Here is a 16,419-nt window from a genome sequence, read left to right on the forward strand (position 1 = left end):
CGTGGGCGGGACTTGGCAGTTCTGACCGGATCCCGCTGACGCGAGGCCCGGACGCGCTGTGCTCGTCCGCTTTTCAGAGTGGCCCGTTCGATGCGGTACGAGTACCTGAGAGATTGTCGGGGAGGATTGCTCCTTCGGTGTTCGCTCGTCTCTACGACGTCGAACTCTCCCGCATCGACCGTGTGGCCCGATTTTCAGTTGATTGTCCTGCGGATGAAGTCTATCCGACCAGCGCGCCCCGCGAACTGTGAGCTTTGCCCCAGAATTCGGCGGAGTCTGGGGCTTTTCTCACGGTTCGCGGATCCCGTCGGCCGGGTGCGTGGCGCACTCGGTGCGGTGTCGGTGGTAGGTGAGACGATCTCAGTATGAGTATCGCTGACGAGGTACTACCGCCCGCTCCGGACGATGACGACTACTCTCCGGAGCCCACCCTGGACGACCGTGTCCAGGCCGATCTGGTCCGGCACACCGAACGGATCGCGGCCGATGACCGCCTCATCGCCCGGGCCCAGGCCCGCCGGATCGAGCACCTGCTGGACCTGCAGGACTGGAGCGAACAACCCCAGGTCGCTTCCCGGTTGCGCGGCAACCCGGCGAACATCCGCCTCGCCGACGACAACGCGACCCACCTGACCGAGGACCAGGCCCGCGCCGCCGCGTACAACCGGTGGGACGACCGGGAGGTCGCCCGGCGCACCATCGTGAGCGAGACGGCGTGCCTGACCCGGGTGGCCGAGCGCACCATCGACCGGCAACTGGACGAAGCCCGGTTCCTCAGCTCCTACGCACCGGCGACGTTCTCGAGAGGGGAGATCAGCTACCGACACGCCACCACCCTGCTCGGCCAGCTGCTCACCCTGCCCGACGGGGGCCAGGCGGCGTTCGAAGAGAAGGTGCTGCCCGAGGCGAAACGCCTGCCGGTGGGCCGGTTCCGTGACAAGGCGCGCCGATTGCGGGAGCGACTGCACCCGGAATCGATCGTGACCCGGCACCGGAACGCGCTGGCCGACCGGCGTTCGTACTGGGAGGCCGCCCCGGACGGGATGGCCTGGTTGCACTGGTAGGGCACCGCCCACGACACCAAGGCCGCCTACGACCGCATCAACGGCATGGCCGTGAAGCTCACGCACCTCGGCGACCCGACCCCGCCCGACCAGACCGATGGCGCCAGCAGCAGCGGCGGCAGCGCAGTAACGGGTCACAGCGGCGCAGCCTTCGGCCGCGCACAGGACACGGCCGAGGACTCCCCGACTCGCACCCTCGACCAGCTCCGCGCCGATATCACCGCCGCCCTGCTGCTGGACGGCATCACGCCCGACGGGATGGGCGCCGGCATCCGCGGCACGGTCATGATCACCGTGCCCGTGCTCACCCTGCTGGGGTTGGACGAGGAACCCGCCACCCTCGAAGGGTACGGGCCCATCTCCCCGGAGGTCGCACGGGAGATCGCCGGGCACGCACCGAGCTTCACCCGGCTGCTGACCCACCCGGAAACCGGGGTGGTGCTCTCGCTGGGAAAGACCCAGCACAAGAACACCAAGGCCATGAAAAAGTACCTGCGGGTCCGCGATGAAACCTGCCGGTTCCCGGGCTGCTCCCGCCCCGCGGTGACCAGCGACGTCGACCACACCCACCCCTGGGCCGGCGGCGGCAACACCGACTGCGACAACCTCGCCCACCTCTGCGAACCCCACCACCGCCTCAAACACCTCAGCCAGTGGCGGGTCACCCAGGAACCCGGCGGGATCCTGCACTGGACCTCCCCCGGGAAACGCAGCTACCGCACCGACCCGGCCAACCCGATCGGCCCACCCCGACCACAGCCGCCGGTCGTCGGGCCGAAACCCGGAAGCGGCCCGCCGACGAGACCTACCCGATGCCCCGGCAGCGGCCGAGTCGGAAGCCGACCCCGCCGGTGCCCGAGAACCCGCCGTTCTAGAAGCTGGAGGAGCAGCCAACGAGGCTACAGGAGCAGCTTGAAACCCACGTGGGAGGAGGCGAAGCCGAGGCGCTCGTAGAAGCGGTGAGCGTCGAGACGGGAGGCGTCGGAGGTGAGCTGTACCAGCCGACATCCGCGTCCGCGCCCGTACTCAACCGCCCAGGTCAGCATCTCGCTGCCGAGGCCGTTGCCGCGCAGGGCGGCGCTCACGCGCACCGCCTCGATCTGCAACCGAGTCGCCCCGGACCGGGCGAGCCCGGGCAGCACCGTGAGCTGTTGAGTGGCCACCACCTTCCCGGCGGGATCGTCGACGACAACGAGCAGTTGGTCTGCCGCTTCGTCGATCGCGGTGAAGGCAGCCAGGTAGGGCGCCAGATCCTGCGCCGCGGTGGATTCCTCAGCGGATCGCAGGTGGTCGTCGGCGAGCAGGCCGATGATCGCGGGCACGTCCTCAGCGAGCGCCCGTCGCAGGGTGAATGGTCCGCCTGGTAGGTCGAAAACTGACTCAGTCATCCATCCAGCATGCCAGTGCACGTTTGTCAGCGCGGGCCCGAAATGCCGCACGCCCGGACCGCCGCCGCCCACGACAGGTGGGCGGTGGCGATCCGGGCGTGTGTGCCGATGCCTTGGCCGGTTAGTAGCTGTTCGAGAAGACCGGAGCGCCGTCGACCATCTTCACGGTCCCATTGACCGAGAAATTCATGGTTGCCGTTTCCGGCGACGCCTGGCCCCGATAGTCAGTGTTCGTGTAGGTCACGGTCGCCGAGCCGCGATCTTCCGTGGCGAGGTACCACTCGTTCTTGTACGAGTTGCCCAACGACGTAACGGCCGGCTCATCGATGGTCCAGACGACATCGGTGATGGTGCCGTAATCGAACACATAAATCGGGCAGTCGTCGGCATTCAGCACCTTTTGCGCCGCGCAGCCGGCGAGATATTCCGCCACCTGCTCATCAATGGACGAGGTGAACTTCGCCGTCGGTTCGAGCTTCAACTGCGCACTACCTGATGAAACAACCATTCCGACCTGGACCGTCTGCGGCTCGGCTGCAAGCCACTCGGCGTCCCCTGCACTGCCGATGACATAATCTCCGGCGAAAGCGAGAACCTCCAGATAACCGGACTCCTGGACTTCACTGGTCAGCTCGATGACGGTGCCGTTGACATCGACCGATTCGATACCCGGCGCGACGGAGACCGACACCGTCGGCAGCCAGACCGGGTCCAGGGTCCAATTATCGAAGAACAGGGCCGTCTTCCCGGACTTCGTCAACGTGTAGCTCGCATCCTCCTTGACCCCGTCCAGATCGACGTCGGCAGTCACCGTGGCGGTATCGCCTGTGGTGCTGACATCGGTGATCGTGAATCCGCTGATCCGGCCCTCGGTCGCCTTCAGCACCTTGTCGGTGAGCAGCACCCCCTGCTCCCCGGAGCCGTCGACATCACCGATCGCCACGGCAGCCGATGCGTCACCGGCCACGAGCGCGTCGAGGTAGCTTTCCACCTGGTTCTGCGGGCTGTAGACCATCTGATTGACGATCGAAACGGCGATGGATGCGCCGAGCACGACGACGACACCGGCCCCGACGGCGCCGAGCACAATCCGCACCCGACGCTTCTTCTCCGGGGTCATCGGCACGGTCGCGGCAACACCATCATGCTGGGGCAGGACCACGGCGGGCTCCCCAGAGCCGACGGGCTCTCTGGTTGCGCCGGGAGCGGCGCTGGCGACGGGAACCTTGGTCGGCTCCGGCAGCACATACGTACCGGGCACCGCGAACGGCACGCCGACCGGTCCGGTGATCCTGGCCGACCGGGTGAGGACGGTGGCGGGGAGGAGCTGCACCAGGGTCGGGGCCGCGAAGACCGCGACGACCTCGACGAGGGCACCCAGCGCGGCGAAGACGATGAATGTCCACGCGGCCAGCCCGACGACGCCGGAGGCAGCAGCAGCCCCTTCGATCAGGGAACCGGCACCCGCGAGAAGGCCGTCGAGGCTCTCGCCTGCGCCGGCCGTGTCGACGCTCGTCCAGCCGGCGATGGCACCCACAATCGAGATGACGATGCCCGCGACAGCGAACGACACCACCGTGGTCACCCACGACATGGCCGCAGACAACCTCAGCTGCCCGCGACGAAGACGCAGCACGGTACCCGTGACCAGGATGAGCAGAAGGTTGGCCACCAGGATCAGCACAGTGGCCCAGGCGGGCAGCTCAGCGGGCATCCAGAAGCTGTTCGACGAACCGGTCAGCCCACCCAGGGCGACCAAAGAACCACCGAACGTGAGCGGTGCTAAGTTCACGAAGCCGAGGCCGTCGACCACAGCGGTCGGAAGCCAGAAGAACGCCGTCAGGAGAGCGTTGACGCCGCCGTTGACCACGGACCAGACCAGCAGTCCTGCGGTGACCAGAACGGCGAGCACACCGAGGTGCAGCCCGACGACCGGCAGCGTCGACCGCACGGATGCGAACACGGTGGTGGCGGCCGGTGCCACGATGGCAGGCGTGATGCCGGCGGCCCCGCGGGCCACCCGGGCCCGGGCGACATACGAGGCGAGGGTGCCCAGAACCACAGCGCCCAGGAATGCCGTGAATGACGCCGACGTCGCGGTCCCGGTTGCGGTCGTGAATCCCAAGTAGCTTTCGGAACCGTCACCGAGCACATAGGTGAGCGGTGTGACGGCCGCGACGATGACGACAAGAATCGCCAGCACCACACCGCTGAGCGCCGACAGCAACCAGCGGATGCCGCGCGTCCGGCTCGGCGCGATCCGTTCTTCCCTGCGGGCCACGAATGCGGTGGCGATGATCAGGAAGGCGGTGACCAGCAGCGGAAGCCAGAGCACGGAGACGGCGGCCGAGATCCCCATCACCGTGGCGCCGATGGTGAGCGTGCCGGCAACGGCCAGGCCAACGATCTGAGCGGGCGCCTGGAAGGCCAGTCCCCAATCGAGGGATGCGTCAGCGGCGGCGACGAACACCAGCAGGGTGAACACCAGCGCCAACAGCCAGGTGGCGGCGTAGACGACTACCGGGGCGATCGCGGCGGCGATGAACCGTTCGGCCGGGATGCCCCGCACCATCGAGGCGACGCGGGTGCCGACGGTCGGTCCGGTCGGCGCCGGTATGGTCGGCAGCGTGGCACCCGGAGTACCGTACGGAGCCGCGACCGGCTCAGCCGGCGCGGGCGGCGCAGCGGCCGGATCTGCAGTCGGTTCTGCTGCCGGTTCTGCTGCAGCGGCCGGCTCAGTTGCCACCGCGCTTTGGTCTGTATTGTCTGTGCCCGTTCCGGAATCGTCTCCGGAATCGGGATTCCCACCCAATTGTGAATTATTCATGCTTCCCCCAGTTATCGTTTCGAAGCGTATCGCAAACAAACAGCTGGCCAGCGGCCAAGTCCGTTCCCCGTGTAACGATCGGAACGCCACTCGGCACCGGCACAATGGACCAATGCACATCACGGACGTCACCCCCGCCGATCTCGAGGCCGTGACCACCCTCTGGGAGGAAGCCGGCCTCACCCGCCCGTGGAATCCGCCCGCCACCGACCTCCATCGCGCGCTGGACGGATCGACATCGACTGTGCTCGGTGCCTTTCGCGACGGCAGACTGGTCGGCACCGTGATGGTCGGCCACGATGGCCACCGCGGCTGGGTCTACTACCTGGCCGTCGCCGTGCCCGAGCGCGGCATGGGCCTCGGTCGCCGGCTGATGCAGGCCGCCGAAGCCTGGCTGGTGGAACGCGGCGCCGTCAAGCTGCAGCTCATGGTGCGAGAGAGCAACACCGCCGTCACCGGTTTCTACGACCGGCTCGGCTATGCGGATGCCCACGTGCGCGTTGTCGCGAAACGGCTCGACTGATCTCACTCCCCGGCAGCCGGGGTGCTTGGTTTTCCACCGGGAGCGTGATTCGCTGGGGTCATGTCGAATCAGGGGAGCTCACCCGACGAGCCCGTCGGCGCCACCGGCCTGCCGATGTTCCCGCTCGGTTCGGTGCTCTTCCCCTACATGCCGTTGCAGTTGAGGGTGTTCGAGGAGCGCTACCTCATGATGCTGGCGAGCATCCTCGAATCGGAGCCCGCGGAGTTCGGTGTGGTCCTCATCGAACGCGGCCAGGAAGTGGGCGGTGGCGAGCACCCGTTCAGTACCGGGACAGTGGCGCAGGTGCTCGAGCTGGTGGCGCCGGAGGGGTTCGTCGGCCTCGTCGCGCAGGGAGACCGGCGCATCGAGGTGATCGAGTGGCGCCAGGACGCCCCCTACCCGCAGGCCGTGGTGCGGGAGCTGCCCGCCCTGGTCTGGGACGACGCCCTCACCCCGCTGCGGGTGCTCGCCGAGCAGACCGTGCGTCGTACCCTGTCGCTGGCCAGCGAGTTCACCGACGATGCTTGGTCGGCCAACGTCGCCCTGTCCGAGGACCCCGTCGAGGCCGCCTGGCAGCTGGCCGGCATCGCCCCGGTGGGTCCGCTCGACCAGGTCGCCATGTTGCGGTCCACCAGCATGGCCGGCCTGCTTCGGGCGATTTTCGACCACACCGAAGCGGCCGCCGACGCGTACAGGGTGCCCGGCCCCGGTGAGCTGGACGCGGATGACTTGAACACGGATGACCTGGACCCTGACGACCCGAACGCCTGACCCTCGCGAGCGACCGCGGCCGGCTCGTCATCAGTGCGGGCGGTGTACCGTCGCGCGCCGTTGAGCGCTGGAGCATTCCGGGGCAGCATGGGGGCATGCCCTCTCAATCGTCCTCCCCCTCGTTCTCACGGTCCGTCGGCTTCCCGATCCCCCGCCACGACCGCTTCCCCGATGGGTCGGTCAAGGCCAGCGGCTTTGAACTCGACGGCAAACTCCACGGACACTGGGAGTGGTTCCGTCTCGACGGTTCGCTGATGCGTTCCGGGGAGTTCGACCTGGGTCACCAGGTGGGCTTGTGGCGCACCTGGGACCGCACCGGGCGCCTCGTGAAGGAGACCTCGTTCGACCGGTCGACCCCGGGCACCAGCCCCGCGGACCCTGCCACCCGGTGATGACATGGCCGGAAACCGGATCGGCACCGGCACCGGCACCGGCACCGGCACCGGCACAATATTCGACGCCGATGTCCTGATCGTGGGCGCCGGGCCCACCGGGCTCGTCCTCGCCCGAGAGCTGCACACCCACGGGGTCACCGCGATGATCGTCGACAAGGCAGCGGATGCAGCGCACGAGTCCCGCGCGCTGGCTATCCAGGCACGCACCCTCGAGGTCCTCGCCCGCAACGGCCTCGCGGACGACCTCGTTAGCGCCGGCAACCCGACCGGGACGCTGCTGCTGCACGGGCGCGGACGCCGCCGCCGCCGCGGCAGCCCGAGCGCTGCGCCCGCTCACGCCGTGTCCCTGTTCGACGAGGCCCTGTGCGACGAGGCACTCGGTGACACGCGCTTCCCGTTCCTGCTGTTCCTCTCTCAGGCCGGCACCGAACGAGTGCTCGTCGACCGCCTGGCCAGCGCGGGCGTCGGCATCCGCCGGGGTCTCACCCTGACGGGCCTGAGCCAGGACGATCACGGGGTCACCTGCACCCTCGACTCCCCCGGCGTGCCGCCTAGGACGGTACGCACCCGCTATGTGGTGGGCTGTGACGGCGCGCACAGCGCGACCCGGCACCTGGCCGGCATCGGTTTCTCCGGTCGAGCCTTCCCGCAGCGCTTCCTCCTCGCCGATCTGGAGGCCGACGGTCTGGAACCCGGCCGGGTGCACGTCTACCTGTCCGGAGCCGGTCCGCTGTTCCTGTTTCCTCTCGGCTCGCCGGCCGGCTGGCGGCTGCTGGTGATGCTACCGCCGGGCAGCCGCACCGGCCCCGTCACCCTGGCCCTCGCGCAGGCGGCCGTCACCCGGTACACCCGGGACACCATCGTGCTGCACCACCCGGTTTGGCTCACCGAATTCACCATCAGCAGTCGGCTCGCCGATACGTTCGCGCGCGGCAGGGTGTTCCTGGCCGGCGATGCGGCTCACATCCACAGCCCGGCCGGCGCCCAGGGCATGAACACCGGCATCCAGGATGCCGTGAACCTCGGCTGGAAACTCGCCCTGGTCTGCCGGGGCGCCGCCGACCCGGCGCTGCTCGGGAGCTACGAGCAGGAACGACTGCCGGTGGCCCGCTCGGTGCTGGCCGGCACCAACCGTGCCTTCACGGTGGCGACCAGCCAGCACCCCGTGCTGCGTGGCCTGCGGGCCGGCCCGGCCGTGCCGGTGGCCGCATTGCTGCTGCGCAGCCGGATGGCACGCCGCACCGGCTTTCGGCTGATCTCCGAACTGGGCATCCACTACCGGCGCAGCTCGCTATCGGTGGACGGGGTCCCCAGCCTCGACCGGGGGCCGCGGCCGGGCGAGAGATTCCCCCAGCCCGGGATGGGCGCGGTGCCGGTGACTTCCGTCAGGACCGCAGCCGCCGGTCACGGCGCGGCACCGGGCCCGCCGGTGTTCCGGATGCTGCTCTGCGGGCCGGCCACTGAGTGGCCCGATGCAAGGGTGCGGGAGTTTCAGGCCCGCTGGGCGCACCTGCTCACCGTGGAACTGACCCCGTCCGCACCGCGATCCCGCTGGTCGGCCGCTCCACGCGCCGCCGCCGTCTCGCGCCGACGATCCGGCCTGGCCCAGTATCTGGTGCGTTGGGACGGCTACGTCGGCTACCGCGCTGACGGCTCCGACCTTGACGGCGCCGAGGCCTACCTCCTGGGGTTCGGTGCTCGACCGCTCCCGCCCTGACCGGGGGCGGGCTCGGCGGGGTCTGCTCCTCGACCGATGAACCAGTAGTAGCCATCGGCGTCCCGCCGCACCAGGTCGCCCGTGAGGTACCAGCCTCCGACGAAGCGTCGCCGGTACCGGGCGTCATCCCGCAGGTAGCCGCGGAACATCGAAGGCCAGTCGGCGCGAAAGGCGAGCTCGCCGATGGCACCCGGTTCGGTGACCAACACCACCCCGCCGTCGTCCCCGCGCACGAACCGCCCGTCGGCGTCGGTGAGCAGCACGGCGGCCTGCACCCCGGGTAGCGGCCGGCCGAGCGCGCCGGGCCGAATCGGACTGCCCGGGAAATTCGCGAGCATGATGCCACCGGTCTCGGTCTGCCGCCAGGTATCGTGCACCGGCCGCCCGAACGTCTCCTGGGCCCAGGCGAAGACCTCGGCATCGAGCGGTTCACCACCGCTGGCCACGTGGCGCAACGCCCTGAGATCATGGGCGGCCGCGAGCGCGGGGCCGGCCGCCATGAGCATCCGGAGCACTGACGGTGTGGTGTACCAGACCGTCACCCGCTGGTCGGCGAGCACACTGTAGGTGCGCTCGGCGTCGGGCTCTCCCTCCACGATCAAGACTGTCGCCCCGTGGACCAACGGCGTGATCACGCCATGCGAATTGCCGCTGACCCAGCCGGGGTCCGCAGTGCTCCAATAGACGTCCTTCGGGTGCAGGCCGAGGGCGTAGAGCCCGGCGACATAGAGCGAGGCGACGGCATCATGCACGTGCACCACACCTTTGGGCGGACCCGTCGTGCCGCTGGTGAAGTGGAGCATGGCCATGTCCTCCGACTGCATCGCCATGATGTCGCCGTACGGCGGGGCATCGCGCATCAGCGCGACCAGGTCGACGGTGCCGGGGTCCGGTTCTCCGTCGGCATCGATGAGGAGGACCTGCACCAGCTCGGGCAGTTCTGCCCGCACCGGCGCGACGGTTTCTCGGTACAGCTCGCGGGTGGTCACGAGCGCCCGCCCAGAGCCGCGCTTGAGTCGTTGCCGCCCCTGCTCGGGGTCGAAGCCGGAGAACATCGGGCAGAACACGCTGCCGTTCTTGAGGGTGCCCAAAGCGGCCACGAAGAGTTCGGGTATGCGTCCGCAGAGGGAGAAGACCCTGTCCGCCCGCTCGATTCCCAACCGCTGCAGCACACTGGCGAAGCGTCCGGTTTGTTCGGCGAGCTCGGCGTAGCTGAGCGGGTGAGTGGTGCCGTCGGTGCGCACGAACCGCAGCGCATCGTGTCCGGCGAGCGCTCCGGCAGCGTGGCGGTCCACGGCTTCGTGGGCGATGTTGACACCCCGGCCGTCCGGCAGCCCCGACAGCACCTGTCGCACCCGGTCCCAGCTGAACTCCGCATAGACCTGCCCGTAGTCGACCAGAGTCGACCGCACCACGAAGGACGCGGAGTCTGTGTCAAGCGGGGGCCGCGCCGGCGCGGGGTCTGAGGCGTTTGATCCTGCCGTCATGCCCCCATAGAACTCCTGCTCGGTCGCCCGGCATAGGGGCCGGCCACAGCAACAGGGCGGTCACAGAACCAGGGCGGTCAGCGCAGCAGGGCGAGGACGATCCGCAGCGCCACGACAGCGAGCGTCGCTCCGGCCAGCGCCAGCGCCGCCACGGTGAGGCCCCGACCTCTGGCTCCCGCGGGAATGACCCTGTAGGCCTGCATGGTGAAGTAGAGGCCGACGGCGCCGATGACCAAGGCCGGGACCGGGTACACCACGGCGACGACGAGCCCGAGCAGGGCAACCCAGAAGCCGGGTACCCGGCCGGGCGCCTTCGTCCAGTCCGCCTGGGGGGCGCCCATGGCGAGGAGGCGGTTGCCGTCCATCTTGGCGCGGGGATCGTTCACTGTGGAGCTCCTTCGAGGGTCCGTTGGACCGGTTCGGCCGCGACCACTCATCGCTCCCATTCTCGTGCATCCGATGCGCCGGTGGGCGACAATCAGCCGCGGCGTCGTCCGGCGGCCGCCTCCAGCTCCAGGGGGGTGGCACTCGCCAGCGGAATGTTGAGAAAATCAACCAGGGGCGCCAGCACCCTGAACCGTTCGACGACGGTATCGACGAAGCCGTCCGTGAGGGCAGACTCCCCGGGCAGCTGTGCGAACAGTGCCCAGCTGCGCACGCGAAGCAGGTCGGCGGCCGGATGCTCGGCGGGAAAACCCTTGGGGCCGCGAATGAGCGGCCGGCCGGCCAACGGCTCCGCCAGCCTGGCCAGCGACGCGTCGGCGAGCAGGCTGCGCATCTGGTCATGGTGGTCGAGCAGGTACTCGCGGATCGCGTGCAACTGGGGCGAGCCCGGAGAGTAGGCGCCGGCGGCCACCATCACGCCGTGCACCCCCACCTGCAGGAAGAATCCGGCGCCGCCGGCCTTCTCCAGGCCCTGCCGGGGCCAGTTCGCCGCCAGATGGGTCTTGTACGGGGTCTTGTCGTTCGAGAACCGCACGTCGCGGTAGATCCGCAGCATCGCCTTCGGCGCCGGCCGCAGATAGTCGGGCGCGAACCCCGCCAACTGCAGGTTGATCGCCTCGATCACCTCGAGCATCCGGGCCTTCAGCTCGGCCTCGTAGACGCCCTTGTGCTCCTCGAACCACTCACGGTTGTTGCGGTGTTCGAGCTCCTCGAGAAAGTCGAACGCCTGCTCGCTGAAATGGGGACCCACCTGCACGCTCCTTCGATCACGTCAGTCCATTGTCTCGCGGCCACCTCCGAGCCCGATCTTGTGCCGGCCGCCTTGAACGCCCCGGCACACCGGACTAAATTCACTCCATCTACGCCATCTGGCACCTCCGGCCCCACCTCAATCGGCTCCCGAAGGGACAATCATGACCAGCGAACCGGCATCCCCCGACACCATCGTGCTCATCCACGGGCTCTGGATGACGCCCCGAAGCTGGGAACTCTGGGTTCCCTACTACGAGGCCAAGGGCTTTCGGGTGATCACCCCCACCTATCCGGGCTTCGAGATCGAGGTCGAGGCCCTGCGCGAGAACCCCGAGATCATCGCCGACCTGACCGTGCCCGAGACCGTCGATCACCTCGCTGCGGTCATCGGTGCGCTCGAGACTCCCCCGATACTCATGGGCCACTCCTTCGGTGGAACCCTCACCCAGCTCCTCACCGCCCGGGGGTTGGGCGCGGCATCCGTCGCCATCAACTCGGCGCCGACCGAGGGAGTGCGGGTCACCCCGCCGTCGCAGATCCGGTCGTTCTTCCCGATCCTCAACAACCCGGCCAACTACCACCGGGCTGTCGGGTACACGGCAGAGCAGTTCCACTACGTCTTCGCCAACACGCTGAGCCGAGAAGACTCCGACGCCGTGTACGAGCGCTACCACATCCCCGCACCGGGCAACTGGGTGTGGGCATATGGGTTGATCGCCAACTTCAAGCCGGGCAAGCAAGAAACCTGGGTGGATTACGCGTTCGACGACCGGGCCCCGCTGCTGTTCATCGCCGGCGGCGCGGACCACATCATGCCGGCGTCGGTGAACAAGTCCAACGCCGACCACTACCGCAAGTCCGCGGCGCTGACCCAGTTCCACGAGTTTCCCGGTCGGTCGCACTGGACCTGCGGTGAACCCGGCTGGGAGGCCGTCGCCGACTACGCGCTGGACTGGGCGGTGACGCACGCCAGCACCGCACACATCCGTCGTGCCGAGCTGGCCTGACGGCTGGCCCTGCTACCTGCCCGCGGATTCCTTCGCGGCGGCCTTCGCGGCCCGTTTGCTCTCGCGCACCCTGGCGAGCGATTCCGGGTCGACGATGTCGGCCACCGACCGCAGCGAGCCGTCCTCGCCGTACGGGGCGGATGCCTCGCGCCAGCCGGCTGCGGTGACGCCGAGCCGTTTGCCGAGCAGCGCCAGGAAGATCTTGGCCTTCTGCTCACCGAAGCCGGGCAGCGCCTTGAGGCGGCGCAGCACCTCGGCGCCGTCGGGGGCGGCCCCGTCGGAACCGGGGGCGGTCCAGATGGCGGCGGCGTCACCGTTCCAGTCCTGGGCGACGACGTCCGCTATCGTCTGCACCCGGGTGGCCATGGAGCCCGGGAAACGGTGCACGGCCGGGGTCTGCTTGAAGATCGCGGCGAATTCATCGGGGTCGTATCCGGCGATCGCCGACGGGTCGAGGGTGCCGATCCGGTCCCGGATCTTCGCCGGTCCCGCAAAGGCGGCCTCCATGGCGATCTGCTGATCGAGCAACATGCCGAGCAGCAGCGCGAACGGGTCGTCACTGAGTAGGGCGTCTGCGGCGGTATCGCCGGTGATGTGCAGCGTCATCAGAGCATTCTCGCACCGTCGAGACAGATTCGCTGGACGGCCGACTCGGGTTGGCAGCGGCAGATCGCGCTGCCAGCATGGCGATAGCCGGCGCAAATCCGGCGGACAGGAGCCGTCATGTTCGATATCCCCGCTGGCAGCGTGATGCGCAGTTGGACCGGGTGGATCAGACCGTCCGACCGCGCCTCATACACGGCCTACATGGAACGCACCGGGCTGGCCGATTACAGGTCCACCCGGGGCAATCTCGGCGCCGCGATGGTGTTCCGCGACCTGCGCGACGGTCGGTGCGAGGTGCGCACGATCTCGTTCTGGCGCGCTTACGCCGATATCGTCGCCTTCGCCGGCGAGGACATCGAACTGGCGGTCTTCTATCCGCAGGACGACTCCTTCCTCATCGACCGCGAACTCACGGTGGCCCACTTCGACGTGGTCTGACTCCGGTTTCGTCGACGGGCGGGCTCCCGTTTCTGCCGGTTCGGGCCGATCATGGCTGCATGGATGCCGTGGATGCCCTCAGCGAGATCGCCTTCTGGCTGGAACGAGGCCTCGCCCCGAATTTCAAGGTGCAGGCGTTCCGACGAGCCGCCTCGCTCATCAGCGACCTCAACCCGGTGGAGCTCGCCGATCGGGTGCACGACGGCCGGCTGCGGGCGATGAAGGGTATCGGCGGCCGCACGGCCGAGGTGATCTCCCAGTCGCTGTACGGCCTGCCCGACTACCTGGACAACCTGCGACGGAGCGGCGCAGACCCATTGGCCACCGGCGGCCGCGAGCTGCTCGCGGTGGTTCGCGGCGACCTGCACACGCACAGTGACTGGTCGGACGGCGCCACGTCCATCGAGCTCATGGTAGCCACGGCGCGGATGCTGGGCCGGGAGTACCTGACGCTGACCGACCATTCGCCGAGCCTCACGGTCGCGCACGGCCTGACCGCGGACCGGCTGATGCAGCAGCTCGGTGTGGTCGCCGACATCAACGCGGACGCGGCATCCTCACCCGACCCGGTCAGGCTGCTCAGCGGCATCGAGGTCGACATCCTCGAGAACGGCGAGCTCGACCAGGACCCTGCGCTGTTGGCCCGGCTGGATGTCGTCGTCGCCAGCGTGCACTCCAAGCTGCGCGCCGACTCGCTGAGCATGACCCCGAGGATGCTCGCCGGCATCCGCAACCCGCACACCAACGTGCTCGGCCACTGCACCGGGCGTCTCGTGACAGGGTCGCGCGGCACCCGGCCGCCGTCGAGCTTCGACGCCGAGCGGGTGTTCGCCGCGTGCGCCGAGAACGCCGTGGCAGTCGAGATCAACTCCCGGCCGGAACGCCAGGACCCGCCGGACGACCTCATGGCTCAGGCCCTCGCGGCCGGCTGTCTGTTCAGCATCGACAGCGACGCCCATGCCCCCGGGCACCTGGACTTCCTGGCCTACGGCGCCGAACGCGCCGCGGCGAACGGGGTGCCCGCCGAGCGGATCGTCAACACCTGGCCGGTCGAGAAACTGCTGGACTGGTCGCGAGCCGCCCGCTGAGCGACCCGCCGGCCAGCGCCCGGTCAGGATGCTTCGCTAGGTTGGAGGTCTGCCACATCGGCTGCCCCGGCAACTCACGAGGAGCTCCATGCCCATCACCGTTCAAGGCGCGATCGCCCGTTCGAAGGGGGCTCCCGTGGAGCTCACCGACATCGTCATCCCCGACCCCGGCCCCGGTGAGGTCGTCGTCGACATCGATACCTGCGGGGTCTGTCACACCGACTTCCACTACAAGGAGGGCGGCATCAGCGACGACTTCCCGTTCCTGCTCGGCCACGAGGCCGCCGGCCGGGTGAGCATCATCGGCGCCGGCGTCACCCACGTGGCCGTCGGCGACTTCGTGGTGCTCAACTGGCGGGCCGTCTGCGGCGACTGCCGGGCCTGCAAGCGCGCCGAACCCTGGTACTGCTTCAACACCTTCAACGCCAGCCAGAAGATGACCCTGGTCGATGGCACCGAGCTCAGCCCGGCACTGGGTATCGGCGCGTTCGCCGAGAAGACCCTCGTGCACGAACGTCAGTGCACCAAGGTCAACCCGGAGGCCGACCCCGCCGCGGTCGGGCTGCTGGGCTGCGGCATCATGGCCGGCATCGGCGCCGCCATGAACACCGGCAATGTCGCCGCCGGCGATTCCGTGGCCGTGATCGGTTGCGGTGGTGTCGGCGACGCCGCTGTGGTCGGCGCGAAGCTGGCCGGCGCGAGCACCATCATCGCGATCGACCGTGACGCCAAGAAGCTGGCCAAGGCCACCGAGTTCGGCGCAACCCACACCATCGACTCCGCCGGGCTCGACGAAGACGGCGTGGTCGCGGCCGTGCAGGCGCTCACCGGCGGCTTCGGCGCCGATGTCGTCATCGACGCCGTCGGTCGCCCGGAGACCTGGCGGCAGGCGTTCTACGCCCGCGACCTTGCCGGCACCGTGGTGCTGGTCGGCGTGCCGACACCGGAGATGATGCTCGAGATCCCCCTTGCCGATGTGTTCGGCCGCGGTGGCTCGCTGAAGTCCTCCTGGTACGGCGATTGCCTGCCGGAGCGGGACTTCCCGATGCTCACCGAGCTCTACCTGCAGGGACGTCTGCCGCTGGCGGAGTTCGTCAGCGAACGCATCCGCATCGATCAGATCGAGGCGGCGTTCGCCAAGATGGCGTCCGGCGACGTGCTGCGTTCGGTGGTGGTGCTCTGATGGGCGCGCGCATCGAGCACCTCGTCACCGAGGGCACCTTCGACCTGGACGGCGGCAGCTGGGCGTTGGAGAACAACGTCTGGATCGTCGGCGATGACACCGAGTGTGTCGTCATCGACGCCGCCCACAACGCCGACGCGATCCTCGCGGCGGTCGGCGAGCGCCGGCTGCTCGGCATCCTGAGCACCCACGCGCACAACGACCACATCGGCGCAGCCGGTGCAGTGGCTGCAGTCACGGACGCACCGGTCTACCTGAACCCGCACGACCACATGCTCTGGGACGTCGTCTACCCGGATGCCGCGCCGAACCGCGAGCTCGCCGACGGCGACACCATCGAGGTGGCCGGGATCGAGCTGCAGGTCATCCACACGCCGGGTCACTCCCCCGGCTCGGTGTGCTTCTACGCGCCCGCGTTCGACACGCTGTTCAGCGGGGACACCCTCTTCCACGGCGGGCCGGGCGCGACCGGACGGTCGTACAGCGACTTCCCGACCATCATCGAGTCGATCACGACGAAGCTGCTGACCCTGCCCGCCCAGACCGTCGTGAACACCGGCCACGGCGAGTCGACCTCGATCGGCGCCGAGGCCCCCGACCTGCCCGACTGGATCGCGCGCGGCCACTGACAGCCCGCGAGTTGCCGCGAAATGCCTCTTGGATGCCTCCCCAGGGGCATTTTTCGGCATCTCGCGACGAGATTCTCGCCGACTTGCCGCATAACGCCC

At 68.8% G+C, this 16,419-nt stretch carries 17 protein-coding genes and 1 riboswitch; of the genes, 11 read left to right on the forward strand and 6 right to left on the reverse strand.

Features of this window, described 5'->3' with window-relative positions:
- Positions 1–83 precede the first annotated feature (83 nt).
- A riboswitch (glycine riboswitch) is annotated at positions 84–182 on the reverse strand.
- Positions 183–365: 183 nt separating this feature from the next.
- Positions 366–1,064 (forward strand): hypothetical protein, encoded by a 699-nt coding sequence (locus C3B61_RS03135; protein ID WP_103459505.1) that lies wholly within the window; start codon positions 366–368, stop codon positions 1,062–1,064.
- A 45-nt stretch (positions 1,065–1,109) separates the two neighbouring features.
- Positions 1,110–2,018 carry an HNH endonuclease signature motif containing protein gene (locus C3B61_RS03140; protein ID WP_103459506.1) on the forward strand — a complete coding sequence of 303 codons (909 nt, stop codon included), beginning with the start codon at positions 1,110–1,112 and terminating at the stop codon, positions 2,016–2,018.
- Here the strand turns inward: C3B61_RS03140 and C3B61_RS03145 are convergent.
- Together C3B61_RS03145 and C3B61_RS03150 are read right to left on the reverse strand one after the other, a co-directional pair.
- Positions 1,964–2,452, reverse strand: a complete 489-nt coding sequence (locus C3B61_RS03145; protein WP_103459507.1) for a GNAT family N-acetyltransferase — start codon at positions 2,450–2,452, stop codon at positions 1,964–1,966. The genes C3B61_RS03140 and C3B61_RS03145 overlap by 55 nt on opposite strands.
- A gap of 121 nt (positions 2,453–2,573) precedes the next feature.
- On the reverse strand, positions 2,574–5,198 hold the full coding sequence (locus C3B61_RS03150) for a zinc ribbon domain-containing protein (RefSeq protein ID WP_133160216.1): 2,625 nt from the start codon (positions 5,196–5,198) through the stop codon (positions 2,574–2,576).
- A 193-nt stretch (positions 5,199–5,391) separates the two neighbouring features.
- Here C3B61_RS03150 and C3B61_RS03155 point away from each other — a divergent pair, with 193 nt between their 5' ends.
- The 4 genes from C3B61_RS03155 to C3B61_RS03170 all read left to right on the forward strand — a co-directional run bounded on the left by C3B61_RS03155 (position 5,392) and on the right by C3B61_RS03170 (position 8,685).
- On the forward strand, positions 5,392–5,802 hold the full coding sequence (locus C3B61_RS03155; protein WP_103459509.1) for a GNAT family acetyltransferase: 411 nt from the start codon (positions 5,392–5,394) through the stop codon (positions 5,800–5,802).
- Positions 5,803–5,862: 60 nt separating this feature from the next.
- Entirely contained in the window at positions 5,863–6,573 is a 711-nt protein-coding gene (locus tag C3B61_RS03160; protein WP_240632407.1) for an LON peptidase substrate-binding domain-containing protein, read from the forward strand.
- Between the two features lie 95 nt (positions 6,574–6,668).
- Complete coding sequence (locus tag C3B61_RS03165; RefSeq protein WP_103459510.1) at positions 6,669–6,965, forward strand: toxin-antitoxin system YwqK family antitoxin; 297 nt, start codon at positions 6,669–6,671, stop codon at positions 6,963–6,965.
- A gap of 4 nt (positions 6,966–6,969) precedes the next feature.
- Complete coding sequence (locus C3B61_RS03170; RefSeq protein ID WP_103459511.1) at positions 6,970–8,685, forward strand: FAD-dependent monooxygenase; 1,716 nt, start codon at positions 6,970–6,972, stop codon at positions 8,683–8,685.
- Here C3B61_RS03170 and C3B61_RS03175 read toward each other — a convergent pair.
- From C3B61_RS03175 to C3B61_RS03185, 3 genes are all read right to left on the reverse strand, one after another.
- Complete coding sequence (locus C3B61_RS03175) at positions 8,646–10,172, reverse strand: AMP-binding protein (RefSeq protein WP_103459512.1); 1,527 nt, start codon at positions 10,170–10,172, stop codon at positions 8,646–8,648. The genes C3B61_RS03170 and C3B61_RS03175 overlap by 40 nt on opposite strands.
- A gap of 77 nt (positions 10,173–10,249) precedes the next feature.
- Positions 10,250–10,558 (reverse strand): hypothetical protein, encoded by a 309-nt coding sequence (locus C3B61_RS03180; protein ID WP_088455599.1) that lies wholly within the window; start codon positions 10,556–10,558, stop codon positions 10,250–10,252.
- Between the two features lie 92 nt (positions 10,559–10,650).
- Positions 10,651–11,367, reverse strand: coding sequence for a DUF2461 domain-containing protein (locus tag C3B61_RS03185; protein ID WP_103459651.1), 717 nt, complete (start codon positions 11,365–11,367; stop codon positions 10,651–10,653).
- A 163-nt stretch (positions 11,368–11,530) separates the two neighbouring features.
- Here C3B61_RS03185 and C3B61_RS03190 point away from each other — a divergent pair, with 163 nt between their 5' ends.
- A complete protein-coding gene (locus C3B61_RS03190) occupies positions 11,531–12,376 on the forward strand; it encodes an alpha/beta hydrolase (RefSeq protein WP_103459513.1) in 846 nt (281 codons plus the stop codon).
- Positions 12,377–12,388: 12 nt separating this feature from the next.
- Here the strand turns inward: C3B61_RS03190 and C3B61_RS03195 are convergent, their stop codons facing one another.
- Positions 12,389–12,982 carry an HhH-GPD-type base excision DNA repair protein gene (locus C3B61_RS03195; protein WP_103459514.1) on the reverse strand — a complete coding sequence of 198 codons (594 nt, stop codon included), beginning with the start codon at positions 12,980–12,982 and terminating at the stop codon, positions 12,389–12,391.
- 117 nt (positions 12,983–13,099) lie between these two features.
- On the opposite strand from C3B61_RS03195, the gene C3B61_RS03200 reads away from it, so the two are divergent.
- The 4 genes from C3B61_RS03200 to C3B61_RS03215 all read left to right on the forward strand — a co-directional run bounded on the left by C3B61_RS03200 (position 13,100) and on the right by C3B61_RS03215 (position 16,320).
- On the forward strand, positions 13,100–13,420 hold the full coding sequence (locus C3B61_RS03200) for a hypothetical protein (RefSeq protein ID WP_240632406.1): 321 nt from the start codon (positions 13,100–13,102) through the stop codon (positions 13,418–13,420).
- A gap of 59 nt (positions 13,421–13,479) precedes the next feature.
- On the forward strand, positions 13,480–14,508 hold the full coding sequence (locus tag C3B61_RS03205; protein ID WP_103459515.1) for a PHP domain-containing protein: 1,029 nt from the start codon (positions 13,480–13,482) through the stop codon (positions 14,506–14,508).
- Positions 14,509–14,596: 88 nt separating this feature from the next.
- Positions 14,597–15,691 (forward strand): S-(hydroxymethyl)mycothiol dehydrogenase, encoded by a 1,095-nt coding sequence (locus C3B61_RS03210; protein ID WP_103459516.1) that lies wholly within the window; start codon positions 14,597–14,599, stop codon positions 15,689–15,691.
- Positions 15,691–16,320, forward strand: coding sequence for an MBL fold metallo-hydrolase (locus tag C3B61_RS03215; protein WP_208858764.1), 630 nt, complete (start codon positions 15,691–15,693; stop codon positions 16,318–16,320). Before C3B61_RS03210 ends, C3B61_RS03215 begins: the two co-directional genes overlap by 1 nt.
- Positions 16,321–16,419 lie beyond the last annotated feature (99 nt).

Source organism: Cryobacterium zongtaii (assembly GCF_002909375.1).
Taxonomy (GTDB): domain Bacteria; phylum Actinomycetota; class Actinomycetes; order Actinomycetales; family Microbacteriaceae; genus Cryobacterium; species Cryobacterium zongtaii.